The sequence below is a fragment of the Rhodococcus jostii RHA1 genome (assembly GCF_000014565.1).
Lineage (GTDB): Bacteria > Actinomycetota > Actinomycetes > Mycobacteriales > Mycobacteriaceae > Rhodococcus_F > Rhodococcus_F jostii_A.
This window is the reverse complement of sequence record NC_008268.1, coordinates 326,187-346,067: the sequence shown is the minus strand read 5'-3', so window position 1 is coordinate 346,067 and position 19,881 is coordinate 326,187. Positions and strand designations below refer to the sequence as shown.

General features: G+C 66.0%; 21 protein-coding genes and 1 pseudogene. 10 read left to right on the top strand and 12 right to left on the bottom strand.

The window, feature by feature from the left end; genetic code table 11:
• Positions 1-117: 117 nt before the first annotated feature.
• Genes RHA1_RS01380 through RHA1_RS01360 form a run of 5 tightly spaced genes read left to right on the top strand, consistent with a single transcriptional unit; the run spans position 118 to position 4,644 of the window.
• On the top strand, positions 118-981 hold the full coding sequence (locus tag RHA1_RS01380) for an ABC transporter permease (RefSeq protein WP_011593562.1): 864 nt from the start codon (positions 118-120) through the stop codon (positions 979-981).
• Positions 981-1,718 (top strand): ABC transporter ATP-binding protein, encoded by a 738-nt coding sequence (locus tag RHA1_RS01375; RefSeq protein ID WP_011593561.1) that lies wholly within the window; start codon positions 981-983, stop codon positions 1,716-1,718. The genes RHA1_RS01380 and RHA1_RS01375 overlap by 1 nt, the downstream gene beginning before the upstream one ends.
• 53 nt (positions 1,719-1,771) lie before the next feature.
• Positions 1,772-2,857 (top strand): NrtA/SsuA/CpmA family ABC transporter substrate-binding protein, encoded by a 1,086-nt coding sequence (locus tag RHA1_RS01370; protein ID WP_011593560.1) that lies wholly within the window; start codon positions 1,772-1,774, stop codon positions 2,855-2,857.
• A gap of 12 nt (positions 2,858-2,869) precedes the next feature.
• The gene (locus RHA1_RS01365) at positions 2,870-4,234 is read left to right on the top strand and encodes an LLM class flavin-dependent oxidoreductase (RefSeq protein WP_011593559.1); all 1,365 of its coding nucleotides are present in this window, start codon (positions 2,870-2,872) and stop codon (positions 4,232-4,234) included.
• The gene (locus tag RHA1_RS01360; RefSeq protein ID WP_011593558.1) at positions 4,231-4,644 is read left to right on the top strand and encodes an OsmC family protein; all 414 of its coding nucleotides are present in this window, start codon (positions 4,231-4,233) and stop codon (positions 4,642-4,644) included. Before RHA1_RS01365 ends, RHA1_RS01360 begins: the two co-directional genes overlap by 4 nt.
• A gap of 38 nt (positions 4,645-4,682) precedes the next feature.
• Here the strand turns inward: RHA1_RS01360 and RHA1_RS01355 are convergent, their stop codons facing one another.
• The 4 genes from RHA1_RS01355 to RHA1_RS01340 form a co-directional block, all read right to left on the bottom strand.
• Positions 4,683-4,934: a hypothetical protein gene (locus tag RHA1_RS01355; protein ID WP_011593557.1), complete on the bottom strand. Its 252-nt coding sequence runs from the start codon at positions 4,932-4,934 to the stop codon at positions 4,683-4,685.
• 5 nt (positions 4,935-4,939) lie between these two features.
• Positions 4,940-5,134 (bottom strand): hypothetical protein, encoded by a 195-nt coding sequence (locus tag RHA1_RS01350; RefSeq protein WP_009472825.1) that lies wholly within the window; start codon positions 5,132-5,134, stop codon positions 4,940-4,942.
• 94 nt (positions 5,135-5,228) lie between these two features.
• Positions 5,229-5,555 carry a hypothetical protein gene (locus RHA1_RS01345; RefSeq protein WP_011593556.1) on the bottom strand — a complete coding sequence of 109 codons (327 nt, stop codon included), beginning with the start codon at positions 5,553-5,555 and terminating at the stop codon, positions 5,229-5,231.
• 405 nt (positions 5,556-5,960) lie between these two features.
• Positions 5,961-6,443 (bottom strand): DUF1707 SHOCT-like domain-containing protein, encoded by a 483-nt coding sequence (locus tag RHA1_RS01340; protein WP_029538488.1) that lies wholly within the window; start codon positions 6,441-6,443, stop codon positions 5,961-5,963.
• A 103-nt stretch (positions 6,444-6,546) separates the two neighbouring features.
• On the opposite strand from RHA1_RS01340, the gene RHA1_RS01335 reads away from it, so the two are divergent.
• On the top strand, positions 6,547-7,074 hold the full coding sequence (locus RHA1_RS01335) for a PadR family transcriptional regulator (protein ID WP_011593554.1): 528 nt from the start codon (positions 6,547-6,549) through the stop codon (positions 7,072-7,074).
• 34 nt (positions 7,075-7,108) lie between these two features.
• Here RHA1_RS01335 and RHA1_RS01330 read toward each other — a convergent pair whose 3' ends face one another.
• From RHA1_RS01330 to RHA1_RS01320, 3 genes and pseudogenes are all read right to left on the bottom strand, one after another.
• A complete protein-coding gene (locus RHA1_RS01330) occupies positions 7,109-7,639 on the bottom strand; it encodes a hypothetical protein (protein WP_237726824.1) in 531 nt (176 codons plus the stop codon).
• Between the two features lie 78 nt (positions 7,640-7,717).
• Positions 7,718-8,816, bottom strand: a pseudogene (locus RHA1_RS01325) (calcium:cation antiporter).
• Positions 8,817-8,818: 2 nt separating this feature from the next.
• Entirely contained in the window at positions 8,819-9,508 is a 690-nt protein-coding gene (locus tag RHA1_RS01320; protein WP_009472819.1) for a TetR/AcrR family transcriptional regulator, read from the bottom strand.
• Between the two features lie 1,046 nt (positions 9,509-10,554).
• Here RHA1_RS01320 and RHA1_RS49190 point away from each other — a divergent pair.
• Complete coding sequence (locus RHA1_RS49190) at positions 10,555-10,734, top strand: hypothetical protein (RefSeq protein WP_009472816.1); 180 nt, start codon at positions 10,555-10,557, stop codon at positions 10,732-10,734.
• A 252-nt stretch (positions 10,735-10,986) separates the two neighbouring features.
• Here the strand turns inward: RHA1_RS49190 and RHA1_RS01310 are convergent, their stop codons facing one another.
• Positions 10,987-12,372: a DUF2252 domain-containing protein gene (locus RHA1_RS01310; RefSeq protein ID WP_029538490.1), complete on the bottom strand. Its 1,386-nt coding sequence runs from the start codon at positions 12,370-12,372 to the stop codon at positions 10,987-10,989.
• Positions 12,373-12,561: 189 nt separating this feature from the next.
• Between RHA1_RS01310 and RHA1_RS01305 the strand changes: the two genes are divergently transcribed.
• From RHA1_RS01305 to upp, 3 genes are read left to right on the top strand one after another with little or no spacing between them, the layout of a single operon-like run.
• Positions 12,562-13,833 carry a GTP cyclohydrolase II gene (locus RHA1_RS01305; RefSeq protein ID WP_009472814.1) on the top strand — a complete coding sequence of 424 codons (1,272 nt, stop codon included), beginning with the start codon at positions 12,562-12,564 and terminating at the stop codon, positions 13,831-13,833.
• Entirely contained in the window at positions 13,830-15,095 is a 1,266-nt protein-coding gene (locus RHA1_RS01300) for a URC4/urg3 family protein (protein ID WP_011593549.1), read from the top strand. Before RHA1_RS01305 ends, RHA1_RS01300 begins: the two co-directional genes overlap by 4 nt.
• Positions 15,096-15,114: 19 nt before the next feature.
• Positions 15,115-15,744 (top strand): uracil phosphoribosyltransferase, encoded by a 630-nt coding sequence (upp, locus tag RHA1_RS01295; RefSeq protein ID WP_009472812.1) that lies wholly within the window; start codon positions 15,115-15,117, stop codon positions 15,742-15,744.
• Between the two features lie 12 nt (positions 15,745-15,756).
• Here upp and RHA1_RS01290 read toward each other — a convergent pair whose 3' ends face one another.
• The 4 genes from RHA1_RS01290 to RHA1_RS01275 all read right to left on the bottom strand — a co-directional run bounded on the left by RHA1_RS01290 (position 15,757) and on the right by RHA1_RS01275 (position 19,694).
• Entirely contained in the window at positions 15,757-16,098 is a 342-nt protein-coding gene (locus tag RHA1_RS01290; RefSeq protein WP_011593548.1) for an HNH endonuclease, read from the bottom strand.
• Between the two features lie 13 nt (positions 16,099-16,111).
• Complete coding sequence (locus RHA1_RS01285) at positions 16,112-17,524, bottom strand: FAD-binding oxidoreductase (protein WP_011593547.1); 1,413 nt, start codon at positions 17,522-17,524, stop codon at positions 16,112-16,114.
• A 7-nt stretch (positions 17,525-17,531) separates the two neighbouring features.
• On the bottom strand, positions 17,532-19,001 hold the full coding sequence (locus RHA1_RS01280; RefSeq protein ID WP_029538492.1) for an APC family permease: 1,470 nt from the start codon (positions 18,999-19,001) through the stop codon (positions 17,532-17,534).
• 270 nt (positions 19,002-19,271) lie between these two features.
• Entirely contained in the window at positions 19,272-19,694 is a 423-nt protein-coding gene (locus RHA1_RS01275) for a hypothetical protein (protein WP_011593545.1), read from the bottom strand.
• Positions 19,695-19,881 lie beyond the last annotated feature (187 nt).

Sequence of the window (19,881 nt, the reverse complement as noted above, 5' to 3'; positions counted from 1 at the left end):
ATGTGCAGTCATTCGTAAGCTCCTCCGCGTCAGGACAAGGAGAAGCCATGAATATCCACTCAGCGCGGCGAGTTCGCAGCCGAGAATCAGCATCCGCCGGATCGGACGTCGTCGGGAATGACTGAGACGCAACTTGCCGCACCGCGCCCCACCCGGGCAGAACCGACGGGGGAGGATCGCCGTCGGCCGCAACGTGCCGTCACGCGCCGGCGACTTCAACCGTCGGTATTGCTGCCGTGGGTGGTGCCCGTCCTCGTGATCCTCGGCTGGCAGTGGGCGTCCTCGGCCGGGGCGATCTCACCCTCCGTCCTGCCTCCGCCCAGCAAGGTCCTGGCCACGGCAGAGCAGTTGTGGACCGCCGGTGAGTTGCAGAGACACCTGACGGTCAGCCTGCGCCGAATCCTGATCGGGTTCACCCTCGGAGCCTCGATCGGACTCGTACTCGGCTTCGTCGTCGGACTATCGAGAATCGCCGAGGGGCTGGTGGACCGCACCCTGCAGATGTTGCGTGCGCTTCCGCACCTCGCCCTGGTCCCGCTTCTGATCGCGGCGTTCGGTATCGGTGAACTCCCGAAGGTCGTGCTCGTCACGCTGGGGGTGATCTTTCCGGTGTACCTCAACACGGTCGCGGGAATCCGCACCGTCGATCCCAAACTCGTTCAACTCGGCGAATCCTACGGGCTGGGTCGAGGCGCCCGAATTCGCGACATCATCGTTCCCGGAGCCATGCCGATGATTCTCACCGGCATCCGCTACGCACTCGGCGTCGCCTGGTTGACGCTGGTGATCGCCGAGACGATTGCAACCAGTGAGGGCATCGGCTTCCTCGCCCAGAACGGCCGGGACATGCTGCGCAACGACCGCATCGTCCTCGCGATCCTGCTGTACGCCGTCGCCGGCCTGCTCGCCGATCAGATCACCCGGCTGATCGAAGCCCGTGTCCTGCGCTGGAATCCCCACTACCAGGGAGGAAATCGCTGATGCCTGCCACCAACCTCGTCGGCCTCGATCTGGTCGGCATCGGGCACCGATACCGTGACACGACGGTTCTCCACGACATCGACCTGACCGTCGAGCCCGGTGAGTTCGTCTCGTTCCTCGGCCCCAGCGGGGTCGGCAAATCCACGCTTCTGCGAATCATCGCCGGGCTCGAACAACCGACGCACGGCGTCGTCGAATCCACCGGCGGTACCTCGGGCGGAACCATGTCGCGGATGATGTTCCAGGAGGACCGTCTGCTTCCGTGGCGCAACGTCCTGGACAACGTGCAGCTCGGAACTCGGCACCAACGCGAGCGCGCACTCGAGCTGCTGTACGATGTAGGCCTGGCCGGGCGTGAAAAAGATTGGCCGTCAGAGCTTTCCGGAGGGCAGCGTCAACGCGTTGCGCTGGCACGGGCGTTGCTGCATCAGCCTGACGTCCTCTTGCTCGACGAGCCGTTCGGCGCCCTGGACGCGATCACCCGCGTGGCGATGCAGCAACTTCTCGAACGCGTCCTCGCCGAGCAGCCGCGGACGGTTCTCTTGGTGACCCACGACGTGGAAGAGGCGCTCGTGCTCTCCGATCGCGTGCTGCTCCTCACCGACCAGGGCATCACCCGCGATCTGAGGATCCCGCACGCCCGACCACGACACCGCGGGGACGCCCAACTCGCGGCCTGGAAGGAGGAGTTGCTCGACGGACTCCTCCAGGCAGACAACGCCCTCTCGTCTCTCTAGCCCCACTTCCCGAGTCCCACTTCCCTGGTCCCATTGGAAAGGCCCTCACCCTCATGTCACCCCGCGTCACTTCACAACTCCGTGCCCTCGATCGGCGAGGATTCCTCAGGGCCTCCGGCGCCGGAGTCCTGGGCTTGTCGGCCCTCTCGCTGACCGGCTGCGGTGCATCGGCATCCGGCGCAGCGGGCGGTCCGCTGACCGAGGTGCGATACGCATTGATCGGCGACGGAAAGGCCGAGCCCGGCACGATCCTGCGCAACAACCTGGGCGGATTCGACCTCGCCAAGGATCTGGGCGTCCCCGTGCAGTGGCCGTCGGGTTTCCCGGCTTCGCTGCCAGTGATGGAGGCCGTCAAATCGGGAAGTGTCGACTTCTCCTTCGCCACTGCCACCGCGGTGATCTACGCCATCGGCGGTGGTGTGCCGATCGTTCCGCTGGTTGCCTATCCACTTCCCGCCAACGAGGTCGACATCCTGGTGCCGCAGGGATCGGACATCACGTCGGGTGCAGATCTGCGAGGGCGCAAAGTCGCGGATCATCGCGGCACCACCGGCACGTACAGCTTGGTGAAGTATCTGGAATCGGTCGGCCTCACGCTCGAAGACATCGAGTACGTCAATCTTCCTGCCGCAGACGCGGAGGCCGCCTTCGCGGAGGGCAAGGTCGACGCGTGGATCAGTTGGCAGCCCACCATCGAGTTGGCCAAGCGGAAACACAATGCGGTCGCTCTTCCCGACGTGAAGACGTACGACTACGCCTTCTTCGTCGCGAGTGAGGACTTCGCATTCAACCACCCGGATGCCGCCGCCACACTCGTCCGGAACGTGCGCGATGCGCAGCGCTGGATCGACGGCAACCCCGAGGTGGCGGTCTCCGCGTTCGCCGAACTGGGTGGTTTCGGGAACAGTGATCTCGAGGAGCAGGTGTATCTCGACCTGGTGAAGGCGAGACGTCTGTCCTATTCCGGTGCAGGCGAATTCACTGCGGTCGATGCGGCGGCGATCAACGGAACCCAGGATCTCGCGGACAACTTCCACGACCTCGGCGTGTACCCGGACCGAGTCGACGTGACAACCTGGTTGCAGGATTCGCGTTTCGACTCGATCAAGTCGGTTATCGCTCAGGCTCTCGCGAAGTAGGTATCACCGCACATGTCTCCCTCTCGTATGCATCTGGCCGCCTTCGTCACCGCGGGCCCCGGTCGGCCCGGCGGCTGGCGGTACCCGGGATCGGTTCCCGGCTGGCTCAGCGCCGGCTACTACCAGAACATCGCGCGCACGCTCGAAGACGCACGTTTCGATCTCGTGTTCTTCGCCGATATCCTCTCGGTGCCCGACCGCTTCGGTGGCAGCCCCGATTCCCAGCTACGCAACGGTGCACTCGGCTCGATGCGACTCGACCCACTTCACGTGCTGTCATCGATGGGTGCGGTCACGTCGCATCTCGGTCTCGCAGCCACGGTCTCCACCACGTACGCGCAACCGTTCACCGTCGCGCGGTCCTTCGCCACCCTGGACCACCTGACCGAGGGACGTGCCGCCTGGAACGTGGTGACCTCCTTCCAGGAGTCGGAAGCGCGGAACTTCAACCGGGACGAACAGTTTCCCCGTGACCAGCGATACGAGCGGGCCGACGAATTCCTCGAGGTCGCAGGGAAGCTCTGGGACAGCTGGGAGGACGACGCTCTCGTCCTCGATACCGAACAGCCGCTGTTCGCCGATCCGGATCGAGTACACCCGATCCGTCACAAGGGTGACTGGTTCACCGTGCAGGGGCCGCTCAATGTCCCCAGGCCTCCGCAGGGCTACCCGGTGGTCATCCAGGCCGGCGCGTCCGCGAAGGGAAAGGACTTCGCCGCACGGTGGTCCGACGTGATCTTCTGCAGTCACGCCTCCCTCGAATCCGCGCAGGACTTCTACAAGGAGATCAAGGAACGGGCCGCCGCTCACGGCCGCGACCCCGAATCTGTGAAGATCCTCCCGTCCATCGCGCCCGTCGTCGGGGCCACGACGGCGATCGCGCAGCAGACATTCGAAGAACTCTTCGACCTGGTACCGCCCCTCGGTGGATTGTCCACACTCGCGTACCACTTGGACGTGGACCTGTCGACGTTCCCACTCGACGAGCGACTCCCCGACGTCGAGGTTCCCGGCGTCGAAGGCCACTACCAGGAGGTCAGGGAGATGACCGAGCGGGAGGGGCTGACGCTGCGCGAGCTCGGGAAGCGCTACGGCGGTCGCGTCGAAGGTGGATTCATCGGCACTGCAACAGAAGTCGCCGACGGACTCGGGGAATGGTTCGGGCAGGGGGCCTGCGACGGGTTCATGGTGCAGGCTCCGTACCAGCCGGGAGGATTCGAGGACTTCACCCGTCACGTGGTTCCCGAGCTGCAGAAGCGAGGACTGTTCCGCAAGGAGTACGAGGGGAGCAATCTGCGCGAGAACCTCGGACTACCCCGAGTGCAGAGCGGGGAGTGGGCCAACCGGGTGCGTCGAGGCGCCGAGGCCGCACTGTGAGTTCCGGCGTCGCGGAAGTGTCCGGGCACACGGTGTCCGGGGTGCCTGGACGATTCATTCTCGATGCCCGCGAGAACCACCTCGTCTCGGATTCGAGGTTCGGCCCGGCCGAGGCAATCCAGGCCGGTGAACTGCTCCTGGCAGCGATCGTTTCGTGCGCAATGGCGAACATCCAGTCCAACGCCGAGGCCGACGACATCCGCGTCGAGCACATCGAGGTCCACGCATCCCATCGGCGGGGTACGGCCGACCCGACTCGCTACGACTTCACCGAAGTGCGCATCGAGATTCACGGGGTGGACCAGCCGACGGCCGACTCACTGGCTGCGAGATTCGAGTCGTCCTGCCCGATCTACAACACCATCAGGCGGGGAAGTGGAATCGAGTTGACCGTCACTGCCCACTCCTAGCCTGCCCGCTTCGATCGCACTTGAGTGCCGCAGAAGGTTCAGAGTGAGGGGCGCGGGCGGGAGATCGCGGTGTCGATCACGGCGACGATGTCGCGCTGTGACACCGTGTCGCCCGCTCCCGCAGTCTGGGCTGCCTCGATCAGATCATCGGTGAGGCTGTCGAACAGCAGCGCCGTGCGAGGGTCGGTTCGGTGGCCGGGATTGTCGAAGGCGTGCAGCGCATCGACCGCGTCGCGGTACCGGCCCAGCCCCTCGGGCGCCGTGCTCACCTGCATCGCTTGCACGTTCATCGTGCTCAGCTCCGAACCAAGCTGTTGGACAGCCGGGCTTCGTTCACTGCTCGACTGGCAGGATCGCAGCGGTACTGGCCGGTGGTGGTGTGCCGGTAGCCTGGGCCGTCCTTGACGACGGCGTGCCCGCAGTAGCGGCATTCGTGACCGGACTGCCCGATGCGGATGGTTTCGATGGTCGGGTACGTGTTGGTGCTCATTGTTCTCGTTCGTCGGTGTGGTCGGTGGTGTCTGTGAAAGTGGGGTTGAACGACTCAGGTGGACTTCGCGGCGCCACTGCCGTGGGCGGCCGCGTCATGCGTATTCGGCGAGGGGTTCGGCCGAACCGACGTGGGAGCGCTCCAGAGCTTCCCAGACGAGGTCGTAGCGCTTGAGGGTCATCTCGTCCGCGTTCGCGAGCAGGGCGTCGAGGAGCGAGTGTGGGTCGTCCTGCCAGGAGTGGAGCGCGGCCGCGACGGTTCTGTTGGTGAACAGACCCGATTGAGCAAGGGCGTGACTCCACTCGTCGAACAGACCGCTGTAGATGCGTTCGACGGCGTCGTGGTCGAATCCCTCGGCGACGAAATCACGCGCGAAGGTTGCCGTGACGTAATCACCGCAGGTAATCGGTTCTGCATTCATCGGTGCGAGCACCCTCCGTCAGTGGCGGCGTCGGACCAACGGGCGACCCCGGTTCGTGAGTATGAGACAGGTCACATCGTCGCCCACTACGGGGAGATGGCGCATCGGCCGAATCACCGGGGGGTATACCTATCTTCTGGTCCTCGCGGCCCTCGTCGGGCGGGGACAATGACCGTTCTTCCTGGTCACGGCCTCTCGACACCGAGCACCAGTTCTCGCTGCTGTCCGATGCCGATGCCGAGGCCGATGCCGATGCGCCGAACCACGGTGCCCGGCTCGCCGCAAGGACCGTACCGGGGTCGCGGTGGCCTTGCTGCTGCGCGCGGCCGGAGTCGAGCCCGACGACATCGTCGCCGCTACGAATCGACGAACCGGCACATCGACATGCCATTCGTCCGCGGAGATTCAGCGACTCACGGCGACTTTCGTCCGGTCGTCGTGCAGCGCATCGGTGATCCTGCTGCACCCGCCCTCGCGGCCGAGCGCCGTCCTGCCCAGCAGCACCAACCCCCACGGGCCGATCACCCAGATCGGCCAGGGGTAGATCATCACGCCGGTAGCGAGCGAAACGATGCCCCAGATCGCGATGTTGATTCCTCCGGCGGCGAGCCAGGCGAGCCACTCGATCCGCTGGTGACCCGGGATGCGACGACGCGACGGGTGGGCCGTCGGTGCCCTGGGCGGCGCGAGGGCAACTGCCTGGGGTGCCGACGGAAGATCACGCAACACCTGATGCGCCTGCTGCTGGGTCGTCGACTGGTACACCTGTGCCACCCGCTGGTCGAACTCGCCGATGGTCAGTCGCCCCTCGGTGAGATGCCGTCCGAGTTCTCCGACGACCTGCTCGCGTTCGGAATCGGATATCCGGATGTTGTCCGCGTACTGCATCGGACCCTCCTCAGCGATGACATTCCACTGTGGAATGTCGCTACCACTATGATCGATATGCCACAGTGGAATGTCAACCCCCGACTGCGCGAAGGACCGTGCCATGGCTGAACGTCCCCTCAACGCCACTGCGGCATCGCTCCTCGGGTTCCTGCACGAGGGATCGAAAACCGGGTGGGACCTGGTGGTCACCGCGCAGGAACGAATCGGCAAGTTCTGGTCGATCACGACCAGCCAGGTGTATCGGGAGCTCGCCGCAATGGAGCGTGGAGGGTTGATCGAGGCGGGGGAACGGGGCGCCCGAGAGCGCAAGCCCTACACGCTCACCGAGGACGGTCGCCGGGCGTTCGCGGAGTGGATCGAGCGCGACCCCGCGCCGGAGAACATCCGGTATCCGATGCTGCTCACCGTCGCGTTCGGTGCGCACCTTCCGCCCGAGCGGTTGGCCGCGATGCTGGACTCGCACCGCGCAGCGCACGAAAGTCAGCTCGCCGAGTACGAGCGTGACGCCGCGGTCCACGGTTCCAACCGATTTGCACTGGCCACGCTCGACTTCGGGATCGTGTACGAACGTGCGGTACTCGAATGGTTCGATCGCGTCGGGAACCGTCTGGGGCAGGAAAGTCGTTGACGGCCCCGCTGCTCGCCAGGTGCGGGTCTCGGAGTCAGCCGATCACGCCGTCCTCGGCAACGACAACCGTTGGCAGGTCCACCCGTTGCGGAGCGCCGGCTTCGTCGCAGATCACGGTGACGAACGCCGGAAACACGATTCGCCACGAGCCGCTGACGGGCGACAACGCGCTCGCGGCGAAGTCGGCCCACTCCTTCGGCAGCAACGTGACTGGTTCTTCCTGCAGCCATTGCGGCGTGGGAATCCGGCGATTCTGCTCCTCGACTGGATCGACGACGAACCGCACGTCGGTGGCGATACCCGTTCCGACGTTGCGGAGCCGGAACCGGTCGACGGGGCCACGGATGCGCTGGACTTCGAACTCGACGTGCTCCGGCTGTGGGAATGCTCGCTGCGCGGCTTCGGCGATCCGGGTCAACGCGGTGACCTGTTCGAGCGCCACGTCCAGCGCAACTTCGGCCTCACGCCTGGCCTGATCGGCGAGGGCTGCCTTCCGCCAGGCTGCGGCTGTGGTGGCACCGAACAGCACCGCAGCCGCCGCGCCGACCCACGATGCGGTTTCCATGCGCGGAAACTTACCCGAACGCATCTCGGGGAGGTTCGCTGGTGACGTCTGCACGAGCGGCGACGCGCGGGGCGACGGTCAGGGGTTGACGGAGAGGAACACATAGGCAGCCAGCAGCACCAGGTGGACGCCACCTTGGAGGCGGGTGGCACGGCCCGGGACCACCGTCAGCATGCCCACCACCACGGTGATGGCGAGCAGCACCACCTGGGTGGGACCGAGGCCGAGCAGAAGTGGTCCGTCCAGCCAGATCGAGGCAACCGCAATGGCCGGAATGGTCAACCCGATGCTGGCCATCGCCGATCCCAGGGCCAGATTCAAGCTGATCTGGATCCGGTTTCTCTGCGCCGCCCGGACCGCGGCGAGGGTTTCCGGCAGAAGCACGAGCAGCGCGATGACCACACCGACGATGGATTGTGGCAATCCGGCATCCTCGACTGCGTCCTCGATCGTGGGGGACTCGACCTTCGCCAATCCCACGACTGCGCACAGCGCCAGCACCAACAGCGCGAGGCTCATGCCCGCCACCCTGCCCGACGGGGGTGCCGCGTTCCGGTCCTCGACGGCCACAGGTTCGTCGGGGATGACGGGCAGGAAGAAGTGTCGATGCGGTCCGGTTTGGGTGAGGACGAACATCCCGTACAGAACCAGCGAGGCCACTGCCGCGAATATCAACTGAGCCGAGGAGAATTCGGGGCCCGGCCGGCTTGTCGTGAAGGTCGGCAGCACCAGGCTCAGGGTAGCCAGCGACGCTACGGTCGCCAGTGCCGCGCCCGTACCTTCCGCATTGAACAGCGCAACCCCGTATCTTCGTGCGCCTACGAACAGCGACAACCCCATGATTCCGTTGACGGTGAGCATCACAGCCGCGAATACCGTGTCGCGGGCCAACGAGGCCGTCGCCGGGCCACCCGAGATCATCAGCGTCACGATCAATCCGACCTCGATGACGGTGACGGCGACAGCGAGAATCAGCGATCCGAACGGCTCACCGACCTTGTGTGCAACCACCTCGGCGTGATGAACAGCGGCAAGCACTGCACCGAAGCACCACCGCCACGACGAGCGCCAGAACCGTGCCGATGTTCCGGCCCCAGGTCACGCCCAACACCGCAACGGAGACCGGTGGAATCACCAGCGGCCACTCTGCAGTGACCGAACGCCACCCGAACGCCATGATTAGACCTTGCCAGCTCGATCCGCTCGGGAGGACCGCAATGCGGAACCCGCATCACCCATCCGCGGCGAGCCGGCGGTGGGTTGGGTCCGGGCCGACTGGCTTCGGGTGAGTGCGGCTCGCGTGGCGGCCTCAACCGTCATCACGATGAAATCGCGTCGGCGCGAGTCACGGTCGCGGCCACGCGGAAGAGGTGGCGAAAACAGCCGGTCTGCGGTCTGGAGAGCTACCCAGCCGTCGACGAGGGTGATCACGGTGATGAGCAGTTCCTGGGCGTCGCTCTCGGAAAGTTCGGGGACAGCTTCCCGCGCGCTGGCGACTATCGCCTGAGCGTGCTTCTGTCGCGATGCTTCCGCGACAGGTGCCTCGAGTTCGAGTCCTTCCCAGAACAGCAGACGGGTGAAAGTGGGGTGCTCGCGTTGGTAGTCGAATCGGCGACCGGCGTAGTCGGCGATGGCGACGACCCCGTGACCGGACAGCTCGACAGCGGCAAGCGTGGTTGCGAGTTCATGTTCGAGGACCGCGCTGAAGAAGGCTTCCTTCTTGCCGAAGTACTGGTAGATGCGCTCTTTGTTCACGCCTGCTTTCGCGGCGATCCGATCGACACGGGCACCGGCCAACCCGAACGAACTGAATTCTGCAACCCCGGCCTCGATGAGAAGTCTCTTGGTTCGTTCGGTATCCCACGCCACGGCTGCATCCTACGACAACTCCAACTGTCTGGTTGCAATCTGCATGTCCAGCCCCTACGGTCAAGGCAACTGAATAGTTGGAGTTACGAGAAGGGCTACCTCAGGATGGAATCTCTTGCCCTCGCATCTACGGTGTTCGAACATTTCGCTCCGACGACCACGAGGCGCCGGCCTCCGCGAACGGAACGTGTCGACGGGCGCGCTCGGGATCTCGTGCCGGCGAGGGCCCCGTCCATCCACTTGCGGGTGGTCGTCACTTGGGTGTCCATCTTCCCGCTCGTCACGTTGGGTATGACGGTGATGACCTTGTCGGGCCCGATCACAAGCACCTGGCCGACATGGCTGCGGGCTTTGTCGCTCACCGGTGTCGTTGTTCCCACCGCGGTGTACCTCGTGGTGCCGCGCGTGCTTGATTTGTCAGTCCGGTGGATGACCTGGCGGTGCCGACGCTCTGCCGGTGCTGAGTCCTGTGAGAGCCTGCAGGCGGCACGCGCGATGCGCTCGCACTCGCATCAGTATTGAGCCGACCGGGTGGAGATCATGCGGTGCACTTCCTGGGTCGAATATCTGGCAGGAGGCAATCGAGCGTGCGGCGGTGCCGGCCGAGCGTCCGTCGGAAGGCCGCCGCCCTGAACGCAGTGCCGATTGCGGGCCGGTCCCGCTGCAATCAGTGGGGCGTGGCACCAGGCGTCGGACCGATGCGTTCGCCGGTATTTCCGCGTGCTGACCAGGAACGATCGCTACGATGAGGCAAGTACTTGCGTCGGAGAGGGTGCCGAGTTGTCGTTTTCACGGACGAGAGGCTCGTGCGAATGAACCGTCGCCGATGGTCTCTTCGTAGGGCCGTTCTGGTTGTGGGTCTCGCCGCGACTCCACTGGTCTGGTGTCCTGGTGCGGCCACAGCGGCGCCGGTGTCGGCGCCGTTTCAGATACCCCGCGTGTGGGCTTCAGGGACTTTCGGCTATTGCTTCCCCGCCTGTATCGACGTCCCGGTTGCGGTTACTGGCGATGCGCCGGGGGTCGTGACGTTTCATGACCCAGCACTCATGGAAACCGTCGTGCTGTGGGTTGGCTGGACCAACCTGTCCAACGGAACATCGGGTGTTGCTTCCGTGACCAAAGACAAGCCTGGGGTTGCCCACACCGGTACCGGGGTTGTTACCGCCTCCGCCATGGGGAACCTGGTCGAGTACGTGGGAGCAAGAGGCATCTTCTACGTGCCGTAGGGGAGTCGACCAACTGCTTGTCCCTCATTTCTCGCTGCGGCCGGCTACCACTGGACGCGCGAATTCATGTCGGAGGTGCGAGGTACGTTCTCGTTGCGACGAAAGAGGTCGCCACTCACACTCACGTAACCGAGGCAGTCCGGCTCGGGTGGATGCGAGGTGCAACCGCGCCTCGTATCTCGAGGGAGTGGCGACCTCTCTCGGGTCGCCACCATCGAGCTCGCGTGTTTCAGGCCGTTCCGCCGTGCCGGATCAGGCCGGCTCGGCGGCGATCCGCCCGGATTTCACCGCGGCGACCAGTGTTGCGTGGTCGGCTTCGGTTTGATCGGCGTAGCTGACGGCATACCGCCCGATCACCTCGTCCAGTTCCGTGTCGTTGGCGAAGTAGCCGGCGAGCACCCGCGGATCGAGCGAGCGGGTGTGTGCACGCGCGAGCAGGGCGCCTGCGAGCCGGCCGTAGTCGTCGAGATGATCTTGCTCGAGACCGGTTGGATCGATGTCCCCTTTGAGGTTTCGGAACTGCCGCACGATGAAAGGGAGGCCGTCGATGGTCGTCCAGCCCAGCAGAATGTCCGATTCCGCCTGCACCAGCCGGGCGCCGTGCACTATCCGCTTGCCCTCGTGTTTCGGCTCGTCGACCGGTAGGTACGCCGATAGTGCGGACGGCCGGGCCTGCTTCAGTTGAAGTACGAGCACCTCGTCCCGATTACCGTGCAGGAGGGCGATATAGCTGCGCAGACCCACGCTGCCGGTTCCGACGATCCGGAACGCGACGTCGGACACGGCGAATCGGGCGATCAAGTTCCTGCGGGACTCGCGCAGTGAGTCGACATACAGTTCCAGACCGTCGGTCACGGCGTCGGCGGTTGCGCGATCGACGTGGGTGAGGACCGGCGGGTCGTCGATGAACCGTCGTCGGCGGATCCCGGTCTCGTGATCTTCGAGGTGGGCGGTCCACTTCGCCGCGACCTTCTCGCTGGTATTGCGCCGCGCCTTCTGCGCGGCCTTGTCGAAGTCGTCGAGCAGAGCGTCGGCCTTGGCCCGCTCGAGCACCGACTTGTCCGGGAGCGCGTTCCACGACTGAAGGAATGGCAGTTCGGCGAGATCGCGAATGGTGCGCCGATACGATTTGACGGCGTCTTCGGCGGCCTCGATGCAGCCGTTCTCGGACACACCGCCTTCGCGTCCGGCGAGGACCAGGCTCGCGGCGAGGCGTTTGAGATCCCACTCCCACGGACCGGGGAGGGTTTCGTCGAAATCGTTGATGTCCATGACGATGTGACCGTCCGGTGTGCCGTACAGGCCGAAGTTGGCCGCATGCGCGTCGCCGCACAACTGCGCTGTCAATCCGGTAACCGGAGAGTCTGCGAGGTCGGCCGCCATCAGGCCGGCGGCGCCGCGGAAGAAAGCGAACGGGGAGGCGATCATCCGACCGATTCGCAGCGGGATCAGATTAGCCAGCCTTCCTCGATTGCTGGCCTCGACGAAATCGAGCACATCCGGCCGTCCCGCGCCGACCGCGGCGCTCTCGTGCGCACTCGACGGCACAGTGGCTCGCAACGCGTAGCCCCGCGCGAAGACGTCGTCCGCCTCGATCTGGGTTCGCAGGTCGACGGCTCGCGCTCGATTCTTCGTCACCTCGGCGACACTATCCCAGGCTCTGTCACCGTGTACCTCGTCAGCATTCGCTCGCCGCCGTCTTCGCCACACGACATTGTGGCGAAAGAGTGGTTATGCTTCGGTTTCCGGTGGTCGGCAGCATCCGGCGCCGGAGACACGTTCCGGCGGCATCCCGTGCCGCCGGGCCTTCCTTAACGGAGGAACGTCATGTCCGCTGAATCCGTCGCCGCCACCCCCGAGCCCACCGGCGGCCACATCCGATTGACCTCACACAGCGGCGGTGTCGGCGCCCTGCCGATCCACTGGGGAGCACCCACGCCGTCCGAGCGCGGACCCGTGGTCGGTACCACCACCAACCGCGCCCACCGCAACGTGATCGGAACGCACAGCGGCTCGTACAGCATCTACCGGGCACTGGCGGTGGCGTCGGGCGCGCTGTCGCGCCATCACAAGGCCGACCTCACCGACACCGCGCCCACGAACATCATCGGCCCGTACCCGCAGTGGAGCGAGCCCGGCAAGATCGTGAGCCTGGACCCGTGGGGTGCCACGGTGGCCGAGGTTTTCGCCGCCGAGTTGGCGGCCGGTCACGACATTCGCCCCAGCATCGCTGTCACCAAGGCGCATGTGATCCTGCCGGAGATCATGGAGGCCATCCAGAAAGGTCGCCTGCACCCGGACGGCCGCTTCCTGCTGCCCAGCGGTGCTGCGCTGGTAACCAAGGCGGCGATCGAGCCGGTCTGGCACCTGCCGGGTGTGGCGGAGCGCTTTCACTGCAGCGAGACGGATCTGCGCCGCGTGCTGTTCGAGGAGACCGGCGGCATGTACCCCGAACTCGTGACGCGCTCGGACCTCGAGGTGTTCCTGCCCCCGATCGGGGGTCAGACCGTGTACATCTTCGGCGACGCTCGTGACCTGGCCGATCCAGGGGTGGAGCTGACCGCACGCGTACACGACGAATGCAACGGCTCGGACGTGTTCGGTTCCGACATCTGTACCTGCCGCCCGTACCTCACGCATGCGATCGAGGAGTGCATCCAGGGTGCGCAGCGCGGTGGCGTGGGCCTGGTGGCGTACTCCCGCAAGGAGGGCCGTGCGCTCGGCGAGGTGACCAAGTTCCTTGTCTACAACGCGCGCAAGCGCCAGGTGGGCGGCGACACCGCCGATCAGTACTTCGCCCGCACCGAATGCGTGGCCGGCGTGCAGGACATGCGGTTCCAGGAAATGATGCCCGACGTGCTGCACTGGCTGGGCGTCAGAAAGATCCACCGCCTGGTCTCCATGAGCAACATGAAGTATGACGCCATCACCGGCTCGGGTATCGAGGTCGGGGAGCGAGTGGACCTTCCCGCGGACCTGATCCCGGCCGACGCGCGCGTGGAGATCGACGCCAAGATGGCGGCCGGCTACTTCACGCCGGGCGCTGTGCCGGACGCTGACGAATTGGCGAAGGTCAAGGGCCGGGAGTTGGACGGATGAGCGTGACCGGTGTCGGTCCCGTTCTGGACACCGGGCGGGCCGAGGGTGCGGCCGCGGCTCTGCGTACCACGTCGGCCGTGCGGGAGCGCGCGCGACAGCTGCTGTCCCGTGCGCGCGAGGGCGATTCACTCTGGTTCGGCGTCGACGACGACGCATTGGAAGCGGCCGCGGCGGAGGTCGCCGACGTCACGCGTGCCCGCTATCCCGACCTGAAAATTCCGTACCACAGCCGCTGGCGCCATTTCGAAGCCGGCGGCGTGGACCGCAAGGCCGAGCTGGATGCACGGCTGACCGCGCTGGACGCGCCGGGCCGCGCCCGCGCCATGATCGACCTGGCCGTGGTCAGCGTCCTTCTCGACGCAGGTGCCGGTCCCGACTGGCACTACCACGAGGTGCACGGCGGGCAGCGGTTCGCCCGTTCCGAGGGCCTGGGCGTCGCGAGCTGGCACGCGTTCCTCAGCGGCCTGTTCTCGAGCGACGCGGCGCACCCGCTGCAGGTCGATGCGGCCGGGCTGTGCGGGCTGGACACGGACCGGCTGGCCGAGGTGTTCCAGGCCGGCCCATCCAACCCGTTGGTGGGCCTCGAAGGTCGCGTGCTGCTGCTTCGGCGGCTGGGCGAGGCGCTCGCCGCGCAGCCCGAAGTGTTCGGCACGCACGGCCGGCCGGGTGGCCTGTTCGATCTGCTGGTCGCCCCACAGGGTGCCGCCACGGCGACGGTCGCCGCCCACGACATCCTGTCGCAGCTCCTGACGTCGCTGTCGGGCATCTGGCCGACGGGCAACGCCATCGACGCCGAACCGTTGGGCGACGTCTGGCGCCACGACGCGGTGGCCGGTCCGGGCTTGACGCGGGGCTGGATGCCGTTTCACAAACTGTCGCAGTGGCTGAGTTATTCGTTGCTGGAGCCCTTCCAATGGGCGGGCGTTCGGGTGGTCGGGTTGGACGAGCTGACCGGCCTGCCCGAATACCGCAACGGCGGTCTGCTTCTCGATACCGGTGTGCTCCGCCTGCACGATCCGGCCTGGGCTGCACAAAACTGGACGGCCGGAGACGAATTGGTGGTCGAGTGGCGCGCGTTGACGGTAGCCCTGCTGGACGAACTGGCCCCGCTGGTGCGCGCACGTCTGGGCGTGGATCCCGGAGAGATGCCGTTGGCCTGCGTCTTGGAGGGCGGCACCTGGGCGGCGGGCCGCGCGCTGGCACAGCGCTCGCGGGGTGGGCTGCCGCCGCTGAACATCGTCAGCGACGGCACGGTCTTCTAGAAGAAACGAGGACGACTACATGGGCACGGTACACGTGATCGAGCACCCGCTGGTGCAGCACAAGCTCACGATGATGCGCCGTAAGGATGCCTCCACCAACAGCTTTCGTCGGCTGGCGAACGAGATCTCCGCGCTGATGACGTACGAGGTCCTCCGCGACATCCCGATGCAGGAGATCGACGTCGAGACACCGCTGGAATTCACCACCGGCAAGGTCATCGACGGTAAGAAGCTGGTCTTCGTCTCCATTCTGCGCGCGGGCACCGGCATCCTGGACGGCATGCTGACAATTGTGCCGGGCGCGCGCGTCGGCCATATCGGTCTCTACCGCGATCCCAAAACCCTCGGAGCCGTGGAGTACTACTTCAAGATGCCCGGCGATCTGCAGGAGCGCGACGTGGTGGTGATCGACCCGATGCTTGCCACCGGCAACTCCGCCGTGGCGGCAGTGGAGCGGTTGAAGGAATGCGGCCCCAAATCCATCAAGTTCGTCTGCCTGCTGACCTGTCCCGAAGGCGTTGCCGCCCTGCACAAGGCGCATCCCGACGTCCCGATCTACACCGCCGCCGTCGACCGTCAACTCGACGAGCACGGCTACATCCTGCCCGGCATCGGGGACGCCGGCGACCGTCTCTTCGGCACCAAGTAGCAGGCGCCGTCGTCACGGGGCAGTGGATTCCGGCGCTTCGAGTTCGGTGTCCGGGGGTGTGGGGAATCGCAGCGCGAGCGCTGTCTTGATTTCGATGTGACGCAACAGGAAGGCGCGCTCGTCGAGCCGCTTGCGCCGCAGCCAGCCGGTGACTTCGTCGTTGCACTTACTGGCGTTGCACGAGCCGCAGGCCGGGGCGATGTTGTCGAGGGTGTAACGCCCGCCGCGGGACAGCGCCTGCACGCAGTCGCGTTGCAGCGGCTTGTCGGTCGTGCCGCAGTATGCGCAGCCACCCCACGCCTCGGTGAGCGCACTCCACTGCTCCGCGGTGAGGTCGTGCTCGACACTCTCCATCCGACGCTTGCGTTTACGGGCGCCCCTGGCCCTGCGACTCCGGTTGACCGCCATCGCCCCAGCCTAGGACTCGGGACGGGTCAACCGGCGACAGGGGGACGCTCTGTTCGAAGCTGAACACGTTCTCCGGGTCGTAGGTGGCCTTGACCTCGCGCAGCCGCTCGCGGTGGGAACCGTAGTACTCGCGTTCCCAGTCCGACGCGGCGGCGTTGGGCACGTTGACGTAGGCGCCGTCGCCATAGGGGCGCAGCGCCCGCCAGAAGTCGGCCGCCCAGCCCAGTGCCGTCGAGTTCAGGGCGGGGTCGTTCCAGGCGGCCCCCGGTTCGCAGTAGAACAGCGCGTCGCGGTGCGGGAACGCGGACCCGCCGGGCGGAGCGTGCCGGACGGCACCGCCGAAGCTCGAGCAGAAGAAATTGCTCGGCGGGCTGGGCGTGTTGGCCATGTAGTGGACGATCAGATCGATCGCCTCGTCGGGGAAAGGCCGGGTGACGAACTGCGAGTAGAACTTCCAGAGGGCGACGTCGTTCGGCCCCCTGTCGACGTCGCCGTACACGGTCTGCCAGGGGCCCTCCGTCACGGTCACGTCGGGATTGCCGATCGCCAGCAGCGACCGAAGTTGGTCCTCGAGTTCCCGCCGCGCACCGCCGAACAGCAGCGCAGACAGTTCGACCGCGGTGGTATCGACCTCCAGCGCGCTGGTCAGCCGCTCGTCGGCGACCGGCGCGTCGCGCTGCCACACGCGAAGCAGGGCGCCCAGGTCGTCGTGACCGGTCCACCTCGCGACGAGGAATGTGACGTTCGAGAGCTCGTGCAGCCTCAATGTGTAGGACGTCGCAATCCCGAAGTTGCCGCCGCCCCCGCCACGGCACGCCCACAGCAGGTCGGAGTTGCTGTGCTCGGTGGCCTCCACGACCTTCGCCGAGCGCGCGCCGTCGGCCACCACCACCTCCGCGGCGAGCAGGTTGTCGCACGCCAGACCCATACTGCGGGTCAGTAGTCCGAAGCCACCACCGAGAATCACGCCACCGAGACCGACGCCGCCCTCCGAGCCGGTCGGAACGACGAAGCCGCGTTGCCCGAGAGCCGCGACCGTCTCCTGCTGCGTCAGCCCCGTCCCGACGGTCGCGGTGCGCGCCGCTTCGTCGATCACGATGCTCTTCATCCGACTGACGTCGACGACCAGCCCGCCGTCGATCGACGACCAGCCCTCGAGGCTGTGGCGACCGCTGCGGGCACGCAGGGCGATGCCCTCCGTGCGAGCCCAGCGGACCGCGTTGACCACATCCTGCGTGTCACAGCAGAACACGATCGCCTCGGGATAGCGGGAATACAGGCGGTTCCAGCCCACCCGCGCCGCCTCGTAGCGGGAATCGCCGGCACGCACCACGTCACCGGTGAGCACGGTGGTGGCAGTCAGGGGCTTCATCTGTCGGTCAGTGCGAGAAGACATCGGCGTCTCCCGGCTCGGTGTCCAGTACCTCGCGTTTGAAAATCAACAGGTACGCGAAGTACAACCCGCCCGCGAGGAGCAACCCGACCGCAATCAGGATCGAGGTCAGTGCACTCGAGGGCGACACGATCACGAACAGCACGACCGCCGACCACAGCAGCGCACCGATCGCGACCGGCAGCTCGAAGCGCCCGAGATCGAACGCGCCCTCCTTACGATCCAGTCGCCTCCGCACCGCAAGATAGAGGAGGATTATCGCGCCGTAGAGGACCGCCGAGATGACCGTCCCCACCGTGAGCAACTCCAGCAGTGCGCCACCGGGCAGCACGGCCATAAGGACGACCCCGACGACGACGATCATGATGGTCGCCGGAATGGGTGTCTGCGTGCGCGGGTTGACCCGGCGCATCAACCGGTAGGCAGGGAAACGCGCGTCGCGCGACATCGCGAACACCATCCGCGAGCAGGTGGCGAGGGTCACCATCCCGGCGCCGAAGAATGCGAACGCGATCGCGACCAGGAGGGTCCTCTCCATCACCGGACCCAGCTGATCGCGCAGGATCGCCGCCACCGGGGTGTCACTGGCGCTCACCCGGGGGATATCTTTGATCGCAATCGTGAGCGCGATCAGGAACACCAGTCCCAGCACAGCCGCCGCGACGACCGATCCCACGATCGCGCGCGGGACGCTGCGAAACGGATCCTTGGCCTCCTCAGCCATATTCGCCGCGGAGTCGAAGCCGACGAGCGTGGCGAGCCCCATGATCATCGCAGCCATCAACCCGCCGCCGACGGCGAAGTAATTGGGGGCGCCTTCGGTGATACCGCGCGAGGTCAGGTTGCCGACCGAGCCCTCGCCCGAGATCGCCACGGCGGCGAAGAGCCCGATCGCCAGCACCACCACGATCACCAGTTCGAGCCCGACCGCGCCCGACGTGATCAGCCCGACGAGGCGCGTGGAGAACACGACGAGCACCGCCTGAACAAGCACCACCACGAGCGTGATCACGCGCGCCGTGTTCTCGTCGGGCTGCATGCCGAACAGCGGCATGAGCGCGGAGCTTGCCATCGCGTTGTCGACCGTCACCACGCCGAGTGCCAGGTAGCAGAAGGTGAGCCAACCGAACAACCAGCCGATCTTCGGGTTGGCCAGCCGCGAGGCCCATTGATAGGAGGAGCCACTGAGTGGGATGCGGGCCGCGAATTGGGCGATCACCAGCGCCACCAGGGTCTGCCCCAACGCCACGATCACCCAGAGCCAGATCCCCACCGGTCCGGCGTCTCGGAGTACGTCATCGTAGGTGCCGAAGATCCCGACCGCCACCGAGATGAACGCGAACGAGACCGCGAACACCTGAAAGGAGCCCAGCGTTCGCTTCAGCTCCGGTTTGTAACCGCAGTCCTGACATTCTTGATCGGCGATCTGCGCGCCCACCACGTCTTCTGCCGTCATCTGGGCCGCCTCACGTTCGATCGGGAACTTGCGGGGTAGTGAATCGCGATAGAGACCCGTCACAGCGAGACCCGTTCCGCGATCAGGACGAGACTGGTCTGTTTCATCCTCCTCCTCGCGGATACGGATGTCATCGATGGTTCGTCTCTCTAAATACTCCGAGATGCGCACGGGGCGCGTCAGCGCACACGTCTCGGCCGCCGAGGTGAATGGCCCCGGCGGCCGCAAGAGAGTGCTGTCGATCCAGAGTGAGTCGGTGTCGACCGTGTGTCACATCCAGGGCATGTCGGGATCGAGCGAGTGGGAGATCACCCCGTCGTCGGGCTCGAGGGGGTAGTAGACCTGGTGGATGGTGGCACCCTGCTGGGAGTCAACGGTCGCGGCGGCGGGGCCGTAAAGAGTTGTGCCGCCGGGCTCGACCAGCGTGGTGCCGGGCTCGACGAGGGTCACCTGCGGGGGCACGTCTTCGTCGGGGGCGTCGCAGGCGACCATGGGCCACGCGTTTGCGCAGCCGATTCGGTCCCTGACCTCGACCTTGTACGGGGAGAGTCCGGATTCGGGGGAGACGACTTGCGGGAACGTCGACTGGGCGGGTGCGGCGGCAGCAGTGGCGCTCTGGGCCATGAACATTCCCAGTCCGAGGGCGGCGCCCGTTGCGGCTGCTGCGGCGATGCGTGTCTTCGTCGAGTTCATTGCGTTTCTCCTGAGTGTGGTGTGTGAATTTCCGTGTCCCTTGTGGACGAACACCAGTCTTCGCCGGAAGGGGGGTCCGGCACCGCCCCCTGAAGGGGTGGTCGGCCGTCCATCCAGGGGTGGATGTTTGCACCCCGGGGGGTGTTCCGAAGTCACGAAAGAACAGTGGTCTGCCGCGGTCGGCGAC